Origin of the sequence: Prochlorococcus sp. MIT 0916 (assembly GCF_047305155.1) — a bacterium.
Lineage (GTDB): Bacteria > Cyanobacteriota > Cyanobacteriia > PCC-6307 > Cyanobiaceae > Prochlorococcus_B.
This window is the reverse complement of the sequence record NZ_CP138980.1, coordinates 1,550,514-1,568,718: the sequence shown is the minus strand read 5'-3', so window position 1 is coordinate 1,568,718 and position 18,205 is coordinate 1,550,514. Positions and strand designations below refer to the sequence as shown.

Sequence of the window (18,205 nt, the reverse complement as noted above, 5' to 3'; positions counted from 1 at the left end):
GCTCCCACCTTGAATCTGTAAAACTTTTTTCTTGAATGGACTTTCAGCAGGGTTTAATCACAACTATTCATGAGTACGGACTAGCAAAAGATCCAGTATCTCAATTAAATAAAGACCTATTAAAAAGGCCCACATCAATACTTATTCCATGCCTATTCGATGAGTTCAGTAGGCCAGCATTGAAACTAATAAGAAACACTTTAAAAGAATTAAAGAATTTAAATCAGCTAGTCATAGCCTTATCTGCAAGTAATAGAGACGAGGTTGCTAAGGCAAGGGATTTCTTTAAAGAAATGCCCTATCCAGTTCACGTTCAATGGACTAATAGTCCAGCTGTGATTGAATTGCTAAAAGACCAAGAGAAAAATGGTCTAGATCTATTAGGTGTCCCAGGAAAAGGATGGGCAGTATGGCAAGGAGTTGGTGTTGCAACCAAAAGCTCTGAAGTTGTAGCACTTTTTGATGCTGATATCAGAACATTCAACTCTAATTATCCAGCAAGAATGTTGGGACCTTTACTGGAAAAATCAAACGGGATTTCTTATGTAAAAGCTTTTTATAGTCGTTTATCTCTAGAGACAAATGCACTTCAAGGTAGAGCTACAAGATTATTTGTAGGTCCACTTCTATCAAGCTTGGAACAATTGATTGGGAATGCACCATTCCTAAAATATTTAGAGTCTTTCAGATATCCACTGGCTGGAGAATTTGCTTTTACTACAGACTTGGCAATGAATTTAAGAATCCCATGTGACTGGGGCTTAGAAATAGGCCTTCTCTCAGAGGTTTATAAAAATGTAAGGATATCAAGAATCGCCCAGGTGGATCTGGGAATTTTCGATCACAAGCACAAAGAAATAGGCTCAAAGGCCAATGAAGGCCTCCAAAAAATGTCAACAGAAATTCTTTCTAGCGTTTTAAGAGGATTGATGGAACATGAAGCAAGAACACTTACAAGTTCTCAATTAGCAAACCTAGAGGTTTTATATCGAAGAGCAGGAGAAGACAGAGTTAAACAATTTAGTTTAGATTCATCGGTTAATCAATTGCCCTACAGTCGGCACAAAGAAGAATTAGCAGTTCATACTTTTGGAAAACTATTAAGACCAGCAATAAATAAATTCTTGGAGTCACCTGTGAAGCAGCAATTACCATGCTGGGCAAGGGTTTTAGACTGTGAAAGTAAATTGCAAGATGATTTAGAAAAAGCTGGATGCGTATAGAAAACTAATCACAAATTAATACTCATAATAAAGCTTTAATTAGTAATGAAATTCCAACAGAAAAAGAAACTAATTCAAAAACAACTTTAATGAATTTGGACCCTTTAATTATTGAAAAATAAGCTCCAAAATATCCACCTAGAAGTGAACCTACAATCAATATAGGTATATAGCTCCAAATAATATTTCCCGTCAAGCCTAAAGAAAGTGCACCAATACCGTTCCAAAAAATTCCAACAAAAATCAAGGTATAAGCAACCGCCAAAGAAAAAGATAAATCAAATATTTTTATCAACCAAATCGTAACAAATAATCCAGTACCGGAAGAAAGATAGCCATTGAAGAAACCTATTATAAAGAGACCAAAAGAGCCGATTAAAATCCTTAACTCATTAATTATAATTTTTTGATTTGAACTGCCAAGTTTTTTTTGCTTAAATGAATAAAAGCTAAGAAACAACGTCAAAAAACCTAATAAAGTAGTAGAAAATTTATTAGGTAAAATGAAGGAAGTATAGGCTCCTAATAAAACACCAGGTATCCCCGAAATTAATATCAAAAAAATGTATTTTATTTGTAAGCTATTTTTCTTTAAGTGTGGGATTGAAGCCCCGAAACCTAGAGCAACACTAGCAACTTTATGAGTTGCCAAAGCTTTTGAGAAAGGCAAGCCAAAAAACAAGAGAGCTGGAAGCTGTATTAAGCCTGCGCCACCACCAGATAAAGCAGAAATGAAATTAGATAAATATGATATAAATCCCAAAAATATTAGAGAAAAAATATCATTATTTAACATAAAATTCTAAATGATAAAATTTATACAAAAACGATATCTGCTGTGGTAATTAGATATTCTTAATCATTTCCCTTCTTATTAGATCAATACAATTTGGATGCTCATGAATATATCGATTAAATTCCATTGCAAGTAATCTCGCCTCATATGCATCAGATGCATAAAAGCAATTCTCAAGACGTTGATTATCACAATTTCTATAATGAACTGTGTAAGGCCTTAAGCTTGAAAGTGGGATTTTAAATTGAGTTTGATTCATTTTCAATTTATATTCCTAATTCAGTTATGCATCCATTTGAAAAATTTTTCTACGGATGTCTTGTAACCAATATAAATTAAAATATATTTATAAATTGAGTTTTAATTAAAATTCGATTTATAAAAGATTAAATAAATTAGTAGAGATGATTCACGTGAGCAAATTATCTGAAATAGACCTAGGATCTGCCCTTTTATCAACTTTTATCTTAGTCGGATTTATAGCTACGGCTTTTGTCTTTGTAAGACTAACGATAATTGGAATAAACTATGTAAAGGTAAATTATTTAAAAGAAGTAGGAGAAGATAAGGACGAAGAGAAAAATACAAGCGAAACTAAGGGTTTTTAAGAACATTAAATAAAAAAAAAGAAGATACGCTTTACAACACATAAGAAATTATTAGGAGATGAACAGAGAATTCATCGATTCATGAAATATGTTAATTTAGAAAAAATCTAAAGTTATTCATAATGGAAGTAAATCCACTAATACCAATTGGTGAGAAGATAAAGGTAGATAAGTCGAAAATAGAAAATCTACTGCCAAACAAATTACTGGATGACTTACCTCAATCAATAAATGGTGTAATTGTAGATTATAAAATGACAGATGGAATGGGTATTGGATATGTATTAATGACTGAAAATAATAAAAAAATATGGATCTTCCAAACTGAATTAAATCAAAAAACAAAGAAAGATTATAGGATAAATGATACTAATGAATCAAATACTTCAAAGAATAATGATATTATACTAGAAAAATATAGAGTATATTACAAGATTAATGGGAACAGGAGTATTAAAACAATAGCAAATCCAATAAATCTAACTAAATGGTTTATATTTACTCTAAAAGATATATTCTAAACTACTTATAAACTTGTCGTTTCATAATAAGAAATAACATTTTGCCAATTTTAATTTTTTCTGAAAGTTCCCATCTTTCAAGTCCCTTATTATTTAGAAATTTACTTAGTTGAGTAGCAGGATGCTCGGAACCTTCATCTTCCTGATATTGTTCAGGAAATTGATCTTTTAGAAAATCTGGGCTAAGCGAACCTTTAAGTTTTTCGCTTGCCGCCTCTGGATTGCTAGCTTCTTCACTTTTACTTGACGAATCGTCTACATTAAGATGGACAACATGGTATTCCCACTTCATAAATATGATTTAAAATAATGGCTATTATACATAATTAAACTAAAACCTATTTTGATATATTCAGATTTCAATAAAGTTAAACTCTACAAATTTAATCAAAAAAATATTAATATACAAAAAGCACATTAAACTCATCGTGGAAGGATTTGACCCAGCGATAAATTATGGACCAAATGATGCAGGGATATCAGCAATAACAATAATTTTAGGAATTATTGGTCTTGTCGCTATTTCATGGCTATTTGGAAAAATATATGAACAAGTCGCAAATATTTTCGAGAATAAGAATAAAAATGATTCATAAATAAACATTTATAAAAAATATGTATATCAATAAAAAAACATATTTTAAATTTAATTATTTAAAGATTAACTAATGATTCTATATAGTTGTGAATTATTGCGAACTAAAATAACAAAACTATATTAGATGTAGTATTTTTAGACTTAATCTATTAATCGTTACTTATGTTAGCTTCATTGATGGTTCATGATTGGGCTACGCCATTAAATCTATCGGCTCCAATTGCTGGCATACTTACTATAGGTGGCTTTATGGGCTACTACAGTTTATCTAGGAAGTTTTAAAGTTATACCTAAAGAGTGGAGAAATCATATTTATAACATTTTAATGAAGAAGTTAAGCTGGATAGAATTTGATGAATGCACATATTCAATTTACAAGAAATGCAAAAACAAGCATTTTGAAGGAGTTTATGGATTCCCTAGAGGAGGTTTATGTCTTGCAGTCGCATTAAGTCATTTACTTGAGCTGCCATTATTAGACGAGCCTAAAAAAAATTCGATCATAATTGATGATATTTATGATACTGGATATACACTTGAGAAAATAAAAGGTCTAAAGGGTTCAGAAACTCATGTATGGGTTAGCAAACAACAACCAACATGGTGGCATTCATATAAATATATCAAAGATAATGAATGGATTATTTTCCCTTGGGAGAGTATAAATGCAGCTGATAAAGATAGAGATTTATATTATAAATCTAGACTCTAAGGAATTATCACCACATTAAATCATTATATTTATCTAGTCTAAATGTCGAATTAATTGGCCTAAAACTCAATAATCTATCTAATTTAGTAGCAAATTTATGAGTTTCACCTTTTAATCCTAAATAAATGTAGTTATTACCTTTTTTTATTTTTTTTCTTAAGTTCAATAAACCAATATATTTTTTCCATAGAATCTCATTATTATAATTAAATGCCCATAGATCAAAGATATCCTCAATTAGGTTAATTGGAATCTCGTAAGAATAACCTGTATTGAAACTATCTAATCTACATTTATCATATTTCGAATCTAAACAAAGGATATCTAATGTTCTATTAATTGCTTCCTTAACTTCAATAGCTCCCTCAAGACCAAATAATTCTTTTCTATAACACTCAAGCAACTTACTACCAAAAGAATTAATAATATTCTCCTCTTCTGTAAAGTCAATAACCCAAAAACCAACTCCTTCACTTACACCTGATGCCAAATATAGATTTACAGATTTATTCATTAATTAAATTCTATAGATGCTATGCAATAAATAGGAATTAACAAAGTTCAATTTAATAAAAAGATATATAATATAAAATAATAATCTTTATGTACTTAAATTGAAAAAATTATTTTTATTGCAAAAATAAAAAAAAGTTACCAAATAAATGGAAAAAGTAGTCTCAAGTAAACGCATGGGTTATCGAAAAAGCCTTGGTCCTGGAATCCTTTTGGCTGCAGCATGCATAGGCGGATCACACCTAATGTCATCGACTACAGCTGGCGCCAAATTTGGTTTTTCGCTTATTGGCCTTATTTTATTAACAAATCTTGTTAAATATCCATTTTTACTTGTCGGAACGAGATTTACAGCTGTTACTGGATTATCCCTTTTAGAGGGATTTCAAAAATGTAATAAATTTTATTTACCTATATATTTATTTGTTGGATTAATTACAGGAACCTTTACTATTTCTGCCGTTAGCTTTGTAACTGGACTCCTTTTAAAAAATATAGTAATTTTTTCATCCTTTCCTGCTCTAGATTTAGCTATAGGGATATTAATAGTCTGTTCATTAATATTGTTTATAGGACAATATAAAGCTCTTGATAGGATATCTAAAATTCTTGTATTATTGCTTACATTATTAACATTTTTTGCTGTTATATCTTTACTTATTAAAGGGCCTGCTGGAGATATCAATATTTCATTCTTGAATAGCAGTCCCTCTCCGTGGACTCTCTCAAACCTAGGTTTTCTCATTCCTCTTATGGGATGGATGCCTGGTCCAGTAGAGCTTTGTATATGGCCATCACTATGGATGTTTTCAAGAGCGAAAGAGACAGATCACACAGCAACATTGAAAGAAGCTGAATTTGACTTTAATCTTGGATATTTCATCACTGTTTTAACTGCAATTTTCTTTCTAATTCTTGGTGCATACACAATGTATGGCACTGGCGATGAAATGCTTACAGGATCAGGAGTTAGTTTTGCTCAGAATCTAATCCGCTTGTATACAGAATCTATTGGTGGATGGGCAAAGTGGATCATTGTACCTGCCGCTTTTGCAGCAATGTTTAGCACCACGCTTACATGTCTAGATGCATATCCAAGGAGTATCTCATCAGCTCATGGTTTAATAGCTCGCTCAGATAAGGGAAATAGTTCTACTTTGACGGAAAAGAAACGTCTCAAAAAATGGATCATATTTCATGTTTTGGCATCATTATGTGCACTTCTTATTGCCAAATCTGGAGGAATTGGAGTTAAAGACTATGTCTTCGGCGCGATGACAGGTAGTTTCCTGACAGCTCCTTTGTTTGCCTGGATGGCTATGGATACTATGAATAGCTCATTAGTAAAAAGTCAATTTCGTTATGGAATTGTTCTAAAAACAGTTTGCTGGTTTGGTATTTCATTCCTCTCAGTCTTTAGTTTATTATTCATCTTCAATTCGTTCTTTGGTATCGGACAATAATCCAAATATTTATAACTATCGTTAAAAAAAATAAGAGTTAATGGAGTTAATTAAATAATTAACTTGAGGCAGAAGTATAATGTTTAAGAGCAAACTTCCAGAAGAACCTGCTAAGAATAAAGAATAAGCTACTTAAGATCAAACCAAAAAATAAAATATTAAATTTTAGTTCCCCCAGAATTGCCTCAGCCGGAAAAGTTGTTAAAAAAGCTACAGGTAAAACCAATGTAAATATGAATCTCAAAACAACAGGATAAGCTGATATTGGATATCTACCTGAAGCCAATAAAGCTCTTAGAACTTCAGTAGCATTCCATGTCTTAACAAACCAAATACTAGATGCAGCAATCAAGAACCAAACGGAATAAAGGATTACAAAACCAATCAATAACGAAATTATGAATACAAAAAATGAATAAAGCGAAAAAGATGAACCTGATTGAATTGCCGCCCAAAAAACAATGGTAAGTCCCAAAATGATTTCAGGTAATCCTGCAAAAGAAAACTTTTTAACTGATAACCAAAATTGACTATCAATTGGTTTTAATAAAACATAGTCAAGAGTACCCTCTCTAACGTAATTAACTATTTCGGTTAAATTTGGTCGTAAAAGAGCATTCGTTAAACCATCAAGAAATGTATAAACGCCCTGAATAACTAAGGCTGATTCCCAAGTCCAATCTCCTAATTGCCTTCCTCCAGTAAAGAAAAGGGATAATATAAATACACTTCCCAAAAGAGTTCCCAACATAGCTAACAACTCAATCAAAAAATTTAATTGATATTCAAGTTGAGAAGCAAATGCTGTAGACCAAAATAATCTAATAGTTTTAAAGTAACGCTGCATATTAGGCTCCCATTGCTGTATATCTTTTTACACCGAGTTTCCAAAGAATATTTACAGAGGGTACCAGTATTGAAATCCAAAAGAGCTGAGCTAAAAAGCCATTTAAAATATCAACTGGCATCCCCGCTAAAATCTTTGCTGGAAAATTAATTAGATAGGGAAATGGTGTTAACATTGCTACTTTTAGAATGTTAGAAGGAAAGGCTGATAAAGGTACTAATAAACCAGAAAGAAAAAGATAAGGAACAAATATTAATCTTTCAAGAGCACTAGATTTTTCAGTCCAAAAGCAAAGTGCAGCAACTAAACTTTGAAGAAGGAAGGCGATAGTAAAAGCAAAGTGAGTAGATAAGTACGCGAGAAATAAATGAGATAGTGAGGGAATCCAAAAAGATGATGGATTTAATATAAAAAAAGTAATAGCTATGGCTATTGCAAAAGGAAGTCTTGTTGCCTGCTCTGCCAAGTGAGAAGCTACATATCTAAATAGAGGGTGCAAAGGCTGTAGCAAATATGGTGATAATCGACCAGAAAGAGAATCTTCCTCAAACGAGAAGACAACCCAAACAACTGAAAATTGCCTAACAAGAAAAGCACTTAAAAAATATCTTGCCAACCCAATATCATTCAGACCAAATGAATTACCAACATCATTTTGACTCCAAAGAGATAACATAATAAATGGTAGTACTCCAGATAGAGCCCATAAAGCTATTTCGATGCGATATTCCAACATGTATGCATATTGTGTTGTAAGTAAGGTCTTAATAACCTTGAAAGACAATCCAAATATTCTCAATTGACTTCTCCCTTTATAAATAATTCCCCTATTAATTGATCAATAGGAGGATCACTAATCTCTAAATCGATGATATCGAAATCAGTTAATAGATTACTAACTACATCTGTCAATCTATCCCTTGAAACTAACAAACAGACAAAACGATCATTTAAATCTTGAATCTCACCATATTTTTCAAATTGTTCACTTGCACATGGATTTTTCAATTCAACTTTTACCTCTCTTGATGGTGATAATGAATTAGCCAGAGAATCAAGGTCACCATCATAAAAAAGCTTTCCTTTATAAATACAAATAACTCTTGGACATAATGCTGTTATGTCAGCCATGTAATGACTAGTAAGCAAAATTGTCGCACCAGTTCTTTTGTTGTATTCGGATAAAAAACTACGAACTCTAGCTTGAGCATTTACATCAAGACCAAGAGTAGGTTCATCTAGAAAAAGGACAGATGGTTTATGCAATAAGGCAGCCAGAATTTCAGATTTCATTCTTTGTCCTAACGACAACTTTCTTACAGGTCTTGTAAGTTCCTCTCCTAATTCAAGCATTTCTGCTAATTCATTAATTCTTACTTTTGCTTCGTGGTCAGACAAACCATATACAGCTGCGTTTACATACAAAGAGTCCATGGGTGGAAGGTCCCAAATCAACTGCTGCTTTTGCCCCATAACTAAAGTAATCTCCTTTAGAAAAGCCGTTTGTCTTCTTTGAGGAGAGAAACCTCCAACATCAACTAACCCTGTCGATGGATGAATAAGACCACACATCATTTTTAATAATGTTGTCTTACCAGCTCCATTAGCCCCAAGAAATCCGACTACTTCTCCAGGTGAGATTTTAAAGCTTATATCAGTTACTGCTGGTACGTCATAAGTCTTTCGATCGAAAAAATGCTTAAGAGTACCATTAAACCCAGGCTGTTTGTTAGCAACTCGATAATATTTACTCAGCTGATCTACAACGATCAAGTCACTAGGATTATTTTGCAATTAATTTTCAAATGCTTCAACATTAAGATAAAACATTTTTGCCTACATAGCAGATAAACTCAAATTAAAGAAAAATCTATAGGTTGTTAAAACTAAATGGAAGAACAAAAATATGTAATAGCGATAGCTCTTGCAGAGCAAAATAATAAAAGATTAATGCCTCTTGGAGGAAAAACTTTTTCAGGAGTTGAGACTTTAAGTCAATCGACTAAAAAAGAAGTCGAAAAGATAATACTTGATTTATTATTAAGATTATTTCAAAGAACCACTGAAGGTAGTCTTAAAATATCAAACAATGAAACTGGATTATTACTAGCAGAAATTAGTTTTGAAAGTATGCATAATAATATTCCAGTAATTAAATCAAATTGGATTAATAGTGGAGATACAGACACTTTTATAGAGAAATTAAAATCAATATGCTCGAATCTATGGAGTGTTCAATTCAAAAAACATGAAGGAATATTATTCAACAATCTAAAAAATAAAAATTAGCCAGAAATTTTCATTTGAGTTTTTTCGGCTTTACGTATAATCTTCTGAGCCTCATCACGAGAGAGACAAGACTCAGCTTTGCTTTGTAACTTTATTAATTTTGCATGCTGTTTTTCTAGCTTCATAAATTAACCTAAATAATTTTTTAATTTTTTTTAATTTAGCCTATAGATAGCAATTTGTAAATAAATGAGTTACATAAATCTAATATTAGCAGTAATTCTAGCCTTGTTTTTTTACTCCTGAGATGTATCTATGCAGTACAGAAATATCCAATTCACCTAAACCATCATGCATCAATCTTTCCTCTATTTCTTTTACTCTAGAAGCAATTGGCAAAGCAATATTGATAGAGTTGGCCAGATCAATAGCAATAGATAAATCCTTATGATGCAACTCTAATTTAAATCCCAATGGATGTTCATCAATCAACATTGCTTTTGATCTATTTTCTAATGGCCATGAATTCGCTGCTCCAACTTTTAAAGCAGCGACCACATCATCCATGGGCAAATCAAGTAATTTTCCTAATTCCATTGCCTCGGCTACTGCTGCATATGTTCCTGCGACTAATATCTGATTAAGAGCTTTGACTTGTTGACCTTTACCTACGCCATTAAAGTAATTAATTGATTTGCCGATGACTTCGAATATATGTTCAAAAGATAAACACTCTTCTTTACTTGCACCAATAAACAAAGACAGTGAACCTTTATGAGCTCCCTCTGTCCCCCCTGAAACTGGACAGTCAACATAAAAGATATTTTTTTTTGCTAATCTTTTATGTATAGAAATAGATTTTGTAGGACTTATTGTAGAGAAATCAATCACAAAAGAGTTGGGCATTAGTGATTCTGCCACTCCATTATCACCAAATAGAACAGATTCAACCGCAGTATCATCAGTAACGCAAATCAAAAGGCCATCACAGTCTTTAGCTGCTTCTACTGGGTCAATAAAATATTTTTTTTGATCGACATTCTTTCGTTTATCTCTTTTAAATAAATTCAAATCATATCCATTATCAATAAGACGCTCAGACATTGGCTTCCCAATAGCGCCAAGACCAATAAAAGCTAGTTTCATAAAAATCAGATTTCTATTCAAAACGAACTAACAGTAATAAGTACTTCAAAGGTTTGAACTATTACTATAAAAAATTAATATGCTGCCAAAAGAAGAAAATATGATGCGATAATTAATTCATTAAATACTTAAGAAATTGACTAATTTTACAGATTCCAAGAATGCAACTCATCATTGGTATCCATTCTTGAAGTATCAAGAGGAATGTGAAGCCGCTGGCAAGGAAGCTAGTGTTAATGATTGGATGAGAGCATCAGGGCAACTACAAAACAGAATTGATTTTGAAGAAGCTAAGAAAGCAGCAGAAGCTGAGGCTCTAAAAGCAAAGGCTGAGGCACCCAAAAAAGAGGCTTAAATAATTAATTATCAATTAAGAAAAACCTTATATATAGACCTTTTAAATAATTAGGAATATTACTTACAGATAATCAAGAAGATCTTGTGAAGATCTATCAAACTATTTACGTCTAAGTAATTCCTTTTACTAAAGTTATCTGATCAAGGTCCTAGGAAATATCACGCCTAAGATCAAGACTATTTTTGATTCTTAAAGAATGTCGGAGACCAAAACTCTAAATGTTCTTCTAGCCCCAGAAGGTCAATTACAGGGTAATGGACAATTAAGAGAATCCTTTCATGAGAGAAGGAGTCGCAAAGGTGCAGACTATCCTATGTGGTTCTTAAATTCTTCATTAGTTAACAAATTCAAAATCACTGAAGAAGAAGGTTATGAAGCAGTTATAGCGGAAGATTCAACAACGATTGCATGGTTAAAACTTCGATTTGGTGGAGAAAGATTAACCAAAACATTAGATATTGAAGAGCTTTGGCAACATGCAAGTCAGCCCCCTGAACCTCCAGAAAGAAGAGATATAACACCGCCGAAATAGATATTCAATGAAACCAATTCACCAAATAACTATTCATCATAAACAGGAGGGAAAAACATATACCTTTGATGTCCCTGAAGGTGAGTACATATTGAGAAATTTTGAATCAAAAGACGAACATGGACAAATTATCGGAGACACATTGCCATTCTCTTGCAGAAATGGATGTTGTTCAGAATGCGCAGTTAAAATAATTTCAGGAGAAATGGATCAACAAGCTTGTATTGGTCTATCAAAAGAGATGAGGAATAAGGGTTACGGTTTGTTATGCGTTTCAAAAGCTATTGGACCATTGGTATGCGAGACTCAAGATGAGGACGAAGTCTATGACGCTCAATTCGGAAAATATTTCAAAGGATTGGACACCCAAGCTGGTAATCCATTTGATATTTGATTTTTCTAAATAGTCTTATTTGTCTGTCCAAAAATTTAAAATATCCTGGCCTGTAAAATCGACATCTTTATCATATCTCAATGCATTTGTCTTCTCCATTGGGAGTGCAAATTGCTTAAATATCAAAGTAGCGAATTTAATAAATTTAACTGGTTTTGTTAAACCTTTAGCACCTACAAAAGCTCTAAAAGATTCAATAATTTTGTTTCTCAACTCCCAAAACTTATTGTCATCCAGGTTAAAAACCCAAGGGAAGGCATTTTTAGATGTGTGGTTTGTTCTTTTTATCACTTCCTCATCAAATTCTTTTGGATCAATACCAAGTAATTCATAAAACTCACCTCTTTCACAAACTGTCAAAGTGTGAGTAAGGAAAACACTCCACAAGAAAAAACGACTTAATAGCTTGCCTCTAAATCCTTTGGTAATTCCTGGCCAACATCTCATCATGACTGTAAAACAATCACCATGTCTGTTCTCGTCTTGACACCATGGTTCGAAGAAATCAAAAAGAGGAGCAAATGCCTGATCTGGATTAGCCTTAAGGTGCCTATCCATCAAGATATATCTCCAATATCCAATTTTTTCTGAAAGATAAACAGAATATATAACCCAACTAATGGGGAACCAAGTCGCTGCTCTTTTACCGCCTAAATGAGGAAGATCTACTTCAATACCCTCTGCCACTAATGCTCTGCTAAGAAAGCCTGCGTGTCTAGCTTCGTCTCTAGCTAAAAACTGAAATAGTTTGCCAAGATCCCTATTTCCCTCTTTCTTTAAACGATTAGAAATCTCCTTGAAGAGTAAGAATCCTGAAAACTCTGAGATAACTGATCTAACTAAATAACTCTCATAAGTCTCTTTAGCCTTCTGAGGTAATTCTTGTAATCTATCTAGACTCGCCTTCCTATCAAAATGAGTACAGTTATAGTCTGCTTTCATTTCTGAAAGCATTGCTTCAAACTCTTCTCTAGCATCAGTTAATTCTGTCTTAGCTGCTTTTTTAAATTCAGTTACATAAAAACGAGGGGTTAAAAGGTTTTCATCTAAATGTGGCGGCAATTCATTTGTTCCGCGTGTATCAACTCTTAGTTTTGGTGAAGAAGCTGTTGCGGTCATCCCTAATTATCAAGCAAGAAAACAATTGTATGTCTTTATTTGAAAAAAAGGTGAATTTTTAATCAGGTAGTAATAGAGCTTTGCTAAAAACGACTAAAAAAGAGGTGAAAATTGGATTTTTAAATTTATAGTTAAAAATTTAGGGAAATCAAATTTACAAAATTAATATTAATTTAAACAGAAATTTTAAAGATATTGAATTAAATAAATTAGCAAAATGATGTTTAGGAATGAATATCTTGTAAAGCTGAAACAGATAAAATTTGATTCTGCAATGCCTCTATACCTTTCACAGCAGCGCTAGCACCTTTTAAAGTTGTCAAAGTTGGTACAGAGTAGTCAAGAGCTGCTTTTCTAAGGTATTTATCATCATAAATTGCTTGACGTCCAATTGGAGTATTTATTACCAACTGAACCTTTCCAGAACGAATCATATCCTCAATATTCGGCCTTCCTTCGTGAACCTTGAGAACCCTTTCTACATTCAAATCAAATTTCTCGAGATACTTGGAAGTACCAGATGTTGCCAAGACTGAAAAACCTAGTTCAATTAATTTCTTTGCTACTGGGATCAATGCAGGTTTATCTCTATCATGAGTAGATAAGAAAACAAACCCGGAAGTCGGTAATCCCTCACCGGCTGCGAGTTCGGATTTTGCATAGGCCATTCCAAAAGTTTTTGCAGATCCCATAACCTCACCAGTTGAACGCATTTCTGGTCCTAAAACACTGTCTGAGCCAGGAAAACGTCTAAAAGGCATCACAGCCTCTTTTATTGCTTGAAGTGGTGGAATTGGTTCTTGATTTAATCCAATATCTTTTAATGTTTTTCTTAAAAGTAACTGTGTAGCAATTTTCGCAAGAGGGACTCCAGTAGCTTTAGAAACGAAAGGAACTGTTCTTGAAGCCCTTGGATTTGCCTCAATAATATAAACAATCTCATTGCCCGCATCATCTCTCTTGACAGCAAATTGAAGATTAATTAGACCGACCACATCTAATTCAGTAGCTAAAGATTTTGTCCAATCCTTAATTGTTTTAATTGATTCTGCAGATAGCGTTATAGAAGGAAGGCAACATGCTGAGTCGCCAGAATGAATACCAGCCGGCTCTATATGTTCCATCAATCCTCCAATCACAACATTTTTGCTTACATCACACAAAGCATCAACATCAACCTCAATTGCATTCTCTAAATATTGATCTATAAGGATTGGATGATCTGGCTCAACGTTTACAGCTTCCTTTATGTATCTTTCCAGTTCATCTTGCTCATAAACAATTTCCATAGCTCTACCACCGAGAACATATGAAGGCCTAACAACTAATGGATAGCCAACTTTATTAGCTACAGCCAATGATTCTTCAAAAGTTCTAGCAAGACCATTTTTAGGCTGTCTAATATCCAATCTCCTCAAAACTTTGTCAAATTGCTCTCTATCTTCAGCCAAATCAATCGAAATAGGGGAAGTACCTAATACTTTTGTTCGTGACTTTGAGTTTTCCGATTTCTCTAACCAATTGACTATTGGTAAAGAAAGTTTTAAAGGGGTTTGTCCTCCAAATTGAACTACTATTCCATAAGGATTCTCAAATTCAATGACATTTAAAACATCTTCAAGAGTTAAAGGTTCAAAGTAAAGTATATCACTTGTGTCATAATCAGTAGAAACCGTTTCGGGATTACTATTTATCATTATTGTTGTAAAGTTTTCTTCTTGAGCTTGATAAGAAGCATGACAACAACAATAATCAAATTCGATACCTTGACCAATACGATTTGGACCTCCACCAAGAATTAAAATTTTATTTTTATTATCATTTTTAATTTCATTAAGATTTAGATAATTAATTATATTTCCGTCTCTATCTATCCTGTAGACAGGTCTTTCATATGTAGAATAATGATATGGTGTATTTGAGGAAAATTCAGAAGCACATGTATCAACTGTCTTAAAAATAGGTAATATTTTTAAGTCATTTCTTTTAGATCTAATTGTTAATTCATCAGTATTTAGGGCAAAGGCAATCTGACGATCAGAAAATCCAATTTGTTTTAGTTTCAACAAAAAATTAGGTTCTAATTGATTAATATTTTTATATTTAAGTAGTTGCTCCTCTGCATTTACAATATTCCTTAGCTTTGATAAGAACCAAGGGTCTATTTTAGAAAAAGAAAAAATTTCATTATCACTACGTCCATTTTTCATTGCTAATCGGACATGCATTATTCTCTCTGGTGAAGGCGTCCTTAAAAGTCTTTCTAATTCAATAGAAGACACATTATGATCAACTCGATCACACCCCCAACCACTTAGTCCTGTTTCTAAAGATCTTATAGCCTTTTGGAAAGATTCTTCAAAACATCTTCCTATTGCCATAGCCTCCCCTACAGACTTCATCGAAGTAGTGAGAACTGAAGAACTTCCTGAGAACTTTTCAAATGCAAAACGAGGTATTTTAGTAACTACATAATCAATTGAAGGTTCAAAACATGCGGGGGTCTTGCCTGTAATATCGTTAATAATCTCGTCTAATCTATAACCAACGGCCAAAAGTGCAGCAATTTTTGCAATAGGAAAGCCTGTAGCTTTACTTGCTAAAGCTGATGATCTACTAACGCGAGGATTCATCTCAATTACAATAATTTCACCATTACTGGGATTAATTGCAAATTGAATATTGCTTCCTCCAGTTGCCACACCAATTTCTCTAATTATTGCAATTGAATAGTCTCTTAAACGTTGATATTCTCTGTCAGTTAGAGTTTGTGCAGGAGCTACAGTAATTGAATCACCAGTGTGGACACCCATTGGATCGACATTTTCAATACTGCATATAATTACAACATTATCTGACAAATCTCTCATTACCTCTAACTCAAATTCTTTCCAACCTAAAAGAGATTTTTCGATAAGTATTTGAGAAACAGGGCTAGCATCTAGTCCTGTTTTACATAATTCTAAAAATTCATCTTGGTTATAAGCAATACCGCCTCCACTTCCACCTAATGTGAAAGCAGGACGAATGATTTTAGGGAATGAAGAAATTTCATTTCCTACTATTTCAGCTTCTTGAAGGTTAGAAGCGATGCCAGATGGACATACTTCAACTCCAATATTATTCATTGCTATTTTAAATAAATTCCTATCCTCTGCTTTTTTAATTGCCTTAAGATCTGCACCAATTAATTCAATATTATATTTTTTTAAAATCCCAGATTCAGCTAATTCAACTGAAATATTCAAAGCCGTTTGCCCACCCATTGTGGGCAAAAGAGCATCAGGTCTCTCTATTTCTATAATTTGCTCGACAACTGAGGCTGTAAGAGGTTCAACGTAGGTCCTGTTTGCAGTTTCAGGATCCGTCATTATTGAAGCCGGATTAGAGTTAACTAAAATGACTTCAAAACCTTCGCTTCTTAGCGCTTTGCATGCTTGGGTCCCGGAATAATCGAATTCACAGGCCTGTCCAATAACAATTGGTCCAGACCCTAGTATCAAAATCCGACGTATATCTTTACGCCGTGGCATGTGAATTTCTTGTAAACTTCATTTATGTCACGCATTCTAGGTATCTGTTTATCATCTACTGTCTAGATCGGCAAACTACCATTAAAGTTTAACTAACTTTCCGAATAAGAAACAAAGAGTATGAGCGAACTACAGCGCCTAAAAGGGCTGCTGCCACCTGAGAACCAAAGCTGGGTATTCATTGAAGCCGCAGCAGCAATAGATCCTCCTCTAATCACGCTTGAAGAAATTGGGCGCGATGAAGTGGAGATTCAAGTTGACCTTGAACAATGGGACTATTTAGCTCAAGATCATAGAAATCTATTGTTTTGGCATGAGGTGGGACGCATTCAAAATGACACCATCCCAAGAGATGGCTGGGAAATGGCTGCTCTTGCAATAGGTCTTGGTGGTGCTATTGGAGAATTATGGGTTCAAGATGGATTGCTACTTTTAATGGCACTCGGATTGTCAGGTTTTGCAGGTTATAGGCTTTACTTAAAAAATAATTCAGAAAAACGATTACAAGATGCAATATCTGCTGATGAAAGAGCTATAGATTTGGCATGCAGATTTGGATATAGCGTTCCAAATGCTTATAAGAGTCTTGGCGGTGCTTTAAAAGATTTAGTTGAAAAATCTAGAAAGAAAAAAAAGCGCTCATTCTATGAAGATAGATTAGAAGCTTTAAGAAAGAGTGCTGAAAGAGCTCGCGCAGAAATGGCATCTCAAGAAGGATCTCAAAAATCAGTTACTAGTGAAAATGTATATGGATAGTAATAGGTTAGTTGAACTAGCAGCAGTTGCTTGCGATGATAGAAAAGCTGGTAATATAAAACTTTTAAAAGTTGATAAAGTATCAAGTATTGCTGATTGGATATTAATTACTGAAGGACTTTCAGATGTTCAAGTAAGGGCAATAGTTAATAATGTAGAAAAGACAATCAGAGAGGAAGCAGATCTGCTTCCTCTTCGAAAGGAAGGAATAAATGAGGCTAAATGGGCGTTATTAGATTATGGAGATCTAATAATCAATGTTTTTCAACCTAATGAAAGAAAATTCTATGATTTAGAGTCTTTTTGGAGCAATGGCATTATCCATGATTTTATAAATAATAAATTAATAGCGTTAATGGATGAATAAAATAATATGCCCTGTGCCTCTAAACCAAAGGCCATTAAATGAATTTAATAGCATTAGAAATTCATGGATAATCTCTTGGCCTTTTTTAGAAAGAATTATTTTTTACAGGAAATTAACATTTAGTTGGTTAATAATTACACCAGTTTGTTTCACAATATCTTATGGAAGTGATTACCTCAAAAACAACCTTTTTGAACTTATATTTATTAGCCTAACTGCATCTCTTGCTTTTCCTATATTACTACTAATAAGGCAGTGGTTAAGTTGGTTATATATATATAAAAGACTTAATTCAGAAAACATTGAATATGAAGAATCTGGTTGGTATGATGGACAGACTTGGGAAAAGCCAATTGATTGGAGAGCAAAAGATTTACTAATAGCTCAATACCAAATCAAACCAGTTTTAAATCATTTAGAAGTAATAATAGTACTATTAATATCAGTTATCATTTTTTCAATTTTATTTATACTTTCGGGAATGAATTAA

General features: G+C 33.1%; 23 protein-coding genes. 13 read left to right on the top strand and 10 right to left on the bottom strand.

What is annotated here, in order from left to right:
* Positions 1–35 precede the first annotated feature (35 nt).
* Positions 36–1,223: a glycosyl transferase gene (locus SIB53_RS08255; protein ID WP_413677753.1), complete on the top strand. Its 1,188-nt coding sequence runs from the start codon at positions 36–38 to the stop codon at positions 1,221–1,223.
* A 22-nt stretch (positions 1,224–1,245) separates the two neighbouring features.
* On the opposite strand, the gene SIB53_RS08250 is transcribed toward SIB53_RS08255, so the two are convergent.
* Together SIB53_RS08250 and SIB53_RS08245 are read right to left on the bottom strand one after the other, a co-directional pair.
* A complete protein-coding gene (locus SIB53_RS08250) occupies positions 1,246–2,019 on the bottom strand; it encodes a sulfite exporter TauE/SafE family protein (RefSeq protein ID WP_413677752.1) in 774 nt (257 codons plus the stop codon).
* A gap of 49 nt (positions 2,020–2,068) precedes the next feature.
* Complete coding sequence (locus SIB53_RS08245; protein WP_413677751.1) at positions 2,069–2,278, bottom strand: hypothetical protein; 210 nt, start codon at positions 2,276–2,278, stop codon at positions 2,069–2,071.
* 154 nt (positions 2,279–2,432) lie between these two features.
* Between SIB53_RS08245 and SIB53_RS08240 the strand changes: the two genes are divergently transcribed.
* The gene (locus tag SIB53_RS08240; RefSeq protein WP_413677750.1) at positions 2,433–2,627 is read left to right on the top strand and encodes a hypothetical protein; all 195 of its coding nucleotides are present in this window, start codon (positions 2,433–2,435) and stop codon (positions 2,625–2,627) included.
* Positions 2,628–2,749: 122 nt separating this feature from the next.
* Entirely contained in the window at positions 2,750–3,148 is a 399-nt protein-coding gene (locus SIB53_RS08235) for a DUF2862 domain-containing protein (RefSeq protein WP_413677749.1), read from the top strand.
* Position 3,149: 1 nt separating this feature from the next.
* Here the strand turns inward: SIB53_RS08235 and SIB53_RS08230 are convergent, their stop codons facing one another.
* The gene (locus SIB53_RS08230) at positions 3,150–3,440 is read right to left on the bottom strand and encodes a hypothetical protein (RefSeq protein ID WP_413677748.1); all 291 of its coding nucleotides are present in this window, start codon (positions 3,438–3,440) and stop codon (positions 3,150–3,152) included.
* A gap of 136 nt (positions 3,441–3,576) precedes the next feature.
* On the opposite strand from SIB53_RS08230, the gene SIB53_RS08225 reads away from it, so the two are divergent.
* Both SIB53_RS08225 and SIB53_RS08220 read left to right on the top strand, forming a co-directional pair.
* The gene (locus SIB53_RS08225; RefSeq protein WP_413677747.1) at positions 3,577–3,744 is read left to right on the top strand and encodes a hypothetical protein; all 168 of its coding nucleotides are present in this window, start codon (positions 3,577–3,579) and stop codon (positions 3,742–3,744) included.
* Between the two features lie 243 nt (positions 3,745–3,987).
* The gene (locus SIB53_RS08220; protein ID WP_413677746.1) at positions 3,988–4,458 is read left to right on the top strand and encodes a phosphoribosyltransferase; all 471 of its coding nucleotides are present in this window, start codon (positions 3,988–3,990) and stop codon (positions 4,456–4,458) included.
* 7 nt (positions 4,459–4,465) lie between these two features.
* Here the strand turns inward: SIB53_RS08220 and SIB53_RS08215 are convergent, their stop codons facing one another.
* Positions 4,466–4,972 (bottom strand): josephin, encoded by a 507-nt coding sequence (locus SIB53_RS08215; RefSeq protein ID WP_413677745.1) that lies wholly within the window; start codon positions 4,970–4,972, stop codon positions 4,466–4,468.
* Between the two features lie 148 nt (positions 4,973–5,120).
* Between SIB53_RS08215 and SIB53_RS08210 the strand changes: the two genes are divergently transcribed.
* Positions 5,121–6,434, top strand: coding sequence for an NRAMP family divalent metal transporter (locus tag SIB53_RS08210; protein WP_413677744.1), 1,314 nt, complete (start codon positions 5,121–5,123; stop codon positions 6,432–6,434).
* A gap of 58 nt (positions 6,435–6,492) precedes the next feature.
* On the opposite strand, the gene SIB53_RS08205 is transcribed toward SIB53_RS08210, so the two are convergent.
* Genes SIB53_RS08205 through SIB53_RS08195 form a run of 3 tightly spaced genes read right to left on the bottom strand, consistent with a single transcriptional unit; the run spans position 6,493 to position 9,075 of the window.
* On the bottom strand, positions 6,493–7,281 hold the full coding sequence (locus SIB53_RS08205; protein WP_413677743.1) for an ABC transporter permease: 789 nt from the start codon (positions 7,279–7,281) through the stop codon (positions 6,493–6,495).
* A gap of 1 nt (position 7,282) precedes the next feature.
* Positions 7,283–8,080 carry an ABC transporter permease gene (locus tag SIB53_RS08200; protein ID WP_413677742.1) on the bottom strand — a complete coding sequence of 266 codons (798 nt, stop codon included), beginning with the start codon at positions 8,078–8,080 and terminating at the stop codon, positions 7,283–7,285.
* Positions 8,077–9,075 carry an ATP-binding cassette domain-containing protein gene (locus tag SIB53_RS08195; RefSeq protein ID WP_413677741.1) on the bottom strand — a complete coding sequence of 333 codons (999 nt, stop codon included), beginning with the start codon at positions 9,073–9,075 and terminating at the stop codon, positions 8,077–8,079. The genes SIB53_RS08200 and SIB53_RS08195 overlap by 4 nt, the downstream gene beginning before the upstream one ends.
* Positions 9,076–9,171: 96 nt before the next feature.
* On the opposite strand from SIB53_RS08195, the gene SIB53_RS08190 reads away from it, so the two are divergent.
* Positions 9,172–9,570 carry a hypothetical protein gene (locus SIB53_RS08190; protein ID WP_413677740.1) on the top strand — a complete coding sequence of 133 codons (399 nt, stop codon included), beginning with the start codon at positions 9,172–9,174 and terminating at the stop codon, positions 9,568–9,570.
* Between the two features lie 222 nt (positions 9,571–9,792).
* Here the strand turns inward: SIB53_RS08190 and SIB53_RS08185 are convergent, their stop codons facing one another.
* The gene (locus SIB53_RS08185) at positions 9,793–10,656 is read right to left on the bottom strand and encodes an NAD(P)-dependent oxidoreductase (protein WP_413677739.1); all 864 of its coding nucleotides are present in this window, start codon (positions 10,654–10,656) and stop codon (positions 9,793–9,795) included.
* Between the two features lie 136 nt (positions 10,657–10,792).
* Between SIB53_RS08185 and SIB53_RS08180 the strand changes: the two genes are divergently transcribed.
* The 3 genes from SIB53_RS08180 to SIB53_RS08170 all read left to right on the top strand — a co-directional run bounded on the left by SIB53_RS08180 (position 10,793) and on the right by SIB53_RS08170 (position 11,940).
* On the top strand, positions 10,793–11,011 hold the full coding sequence (locus SIB53_RS08180; RefSeq protein ID WP_036907367.1) for a hypothetical protein: 219 nt from the start codon (positions 10,793–10,795) through the stop codon (positions 11,009–11,011).
* Positions 11,012–11,210: 199 nt separating this feature from the next.
* Positions 11,211–11,546 carry a hypothetical protein gene (locus tag SIB53_RS08175; protein ID WP_413677738.1) on the top strand — a complete coding sequence of 112 codons (336 nt, stop codon included), beginning with the start codon at positions 11,211–11,213 and terminating at the stop codon, positions 11,544–11,546.
* Between the two features lie 7 nt (positions 11,547–11,553).
* The gene (locus tag SIB53_RS08170; protein WP_413677737.1) at positions 11,554–11,940 is read left to right on the top strand and encodes a 2Fe-2S iron-sulfur cluster-binding protein; all 387 of its coding nucleotides are present in this window, start codon (positions 11,554–11,556) and stop codon (positions 11,938–11,940) included.
* Positions 11,941–11,955: 15 nt separating this feature from the next.
* Here SIB53_RS08170 and acsF read toward each other — a convergent pair whose 3' ends face one another.
* The gene (gene acsF, locus SIB53_RS08165; RefSeq protein ID WP_413677736.1) at positions 11,956–13,059 is read right to left on the bottom strand and encodes a magnesium-protoporphyrin IX monomethyl ester (oxidative) cyclase; all 1,104 of its coding nucleotides are present in this window, start codon (positions 13,057–13,059) and stop codon (positions 11,956–11,958) included.
* Positions 13,060–13,283: 224 nt separating this feature from the next.
* On the bottom strand, positions 13,284–16,592 hold the full coding sequence (gene carB / locus SIB53_RS08160; protein WP_413677735.1) for a carbamoyl-phosphate synthase large subunit: 3,309 nt from the start codon (positions 16,590–16,592) through the stop codon (positions 13,284–13,286).
* A gap of 120 nt (positions 16,593–16,712) precedes the next feature.
* Here carB and SIB53_RS08155 point away from each other — a divergent pair, with 120 nt between their 5' ends.
* From SIB53_RS08155 to SIB53_RS08145, 3 genes are read left to right on the top strand one after another with little or no spacing between them, the layout of a single operon-like run.
* Positions 16,713–17,348 (top strand): DUF3318 domain-containing protein, encoded by a 636-nt coding sequence (locus SIB53_RS08155; RefSeq protein WP_413677734.1) that lies wholly within the window; start codon positions 16,713–16,715, stop codon positions 17,346–17,348.
* Complete coding sequence (gene rsfS / locus SIB53_RS08150) at positions 17,341–17,715, top strand: ribosome silencing factor (RefSeq protein ID WP_413677733.1); 375 nt, start codon at positions 17,341–17,343, stop codon at positions 17,713–17,715. Before SIB53_RS08155 ends, rsfS begins: the two co-directional genes overlap by 8 nt.
* Positions 17,708–18,205, top strand: coding sequence for a CGLD27 family protein (locus SIB53_RS08145; protein WP_413677732.1), 498 nt, complete (start codon positions 17,708–17,710; stop codon positions 18,203–18,205). Before rsfS ends, SIB53_RS08145 begins: the two co-directional genes overlap by 8 nt.

Bases quoted from the DNA above. Each gene is read 5' to 3' on its own strand.
- SIB53_RS08255 (WP_413677753.1), top strand. From the start codon at position 36: ATGGACTTTCAGCAGGGTTTAATCACAACTATTCATGAGTACGGACTA.
- SIB53_RS08250 (WP_413677752.1), bottom strand. From the start codon at position 2,019: ATGTTAAATAATGATATTTTTTCTCTAATATTTTTGGGATTTATATCA.
- SIB53_RS08245 (WP_413677751.1), bottom strand. From the start codon at position 2,278: ATGAATCAAACTCAATTTAAAATCCCACTTTCAAGCTTAAGGCCTTAC.
- SIB53_RS08235 (WP_413677749.1), top strand. From the start codon at position 2,750: ATGGAAGTAAATCCACTAATACCAATTGGTGAGAAGATAAAGGTAGAT.
- SIB53_RS08230 (WP_413677748.1), bottom strand. From the start codon at position 3,440: ATGAAGTGGGAATACCATGTTGTCCATCTTAATGTAGACGATTCGTCA.
- SIB53_RS08215 (WP_413677745.1), bottom strand. From the start codon at position 4,972: ATGAATAAATCTGTAAATCTATATTTGGCATCAGGTGTAAGTGAAGGA.
- SIB53_RS08210 (WP_413677744.1), top strand. From the start codon at position 5,121: ATGGAAAAAGTAGTCTCAAGTAAACGCATGGGTTATCGAAAAAGCCTT.
- SIB53_RS08205 (WP_413677743.1), bottom strand. From the start codon at position 7,281: ATGCAGCGTTACTTTAAAACTATTAGATTATTTTGGTCTACAGCATTT.
- SIB53_RS08190 (WP_413677740.1), top strand. From the start codon at position 9,172: ATGGAAGAACAAAAATATGTAATAGCGATAGCTCTTGCAGAGCAAAAT.
- SIB53_RS08185 (WP_413677739.1), bottom strand. From the start codon at position 10,656: ATGAAACTAGCTTTTATTGGTCTTGGCGCTATTGGGAAGCCAATGTCT.
- SIB53_RS08175 (WP_413677738.1), top strand. From the start codon at position 11,211: ATGTCGGAGACCAAAACTCTAAATGTTCTTCTAGCCCCAGAAGGTCAA.
- SIB53_RS08170 (WP_413677737.1), top strand. From the start codon at position 11,554: ATGAAACCAATTCACCAAATAACTATTCATCATAAACAGGAGGGAAAA.
- acsF (WP_413677736.1), bottom strand. From the start codon at position 13,059: ATGACCGCAACAGCTTCTTCACCAAAACTAAGAGTTGATACACGCGGA.
- carB (WP_413677735.1), bottom strand. From the start codon at position 16,592: ATGCCACGGCGTAAAGATATACGTCGGATTTTGATACTAGGGTCTGGA.
- SIB53_RS08155 (WP_413677734.1), top strand. From the start codon at position 16,713: ATGAGCGAACTACAGCGCCTAAAAGGGCTGCTGCCACCTGAGAACCAA.
- rsfS (WP_413677733.1), top strand. From the start codon at position 17,341: ATGGATAGTAATAGGTTAGTTGAACTAGCAGCAGTTGCTTGCGATGAT.
- SIB53_RS08145 (WP_413677732.1), top strand. From the start codon at position 17,708: ATGAATAAAATAATATGCCCTGTGCCTCTAAACCAAAGGCCATTAAAT.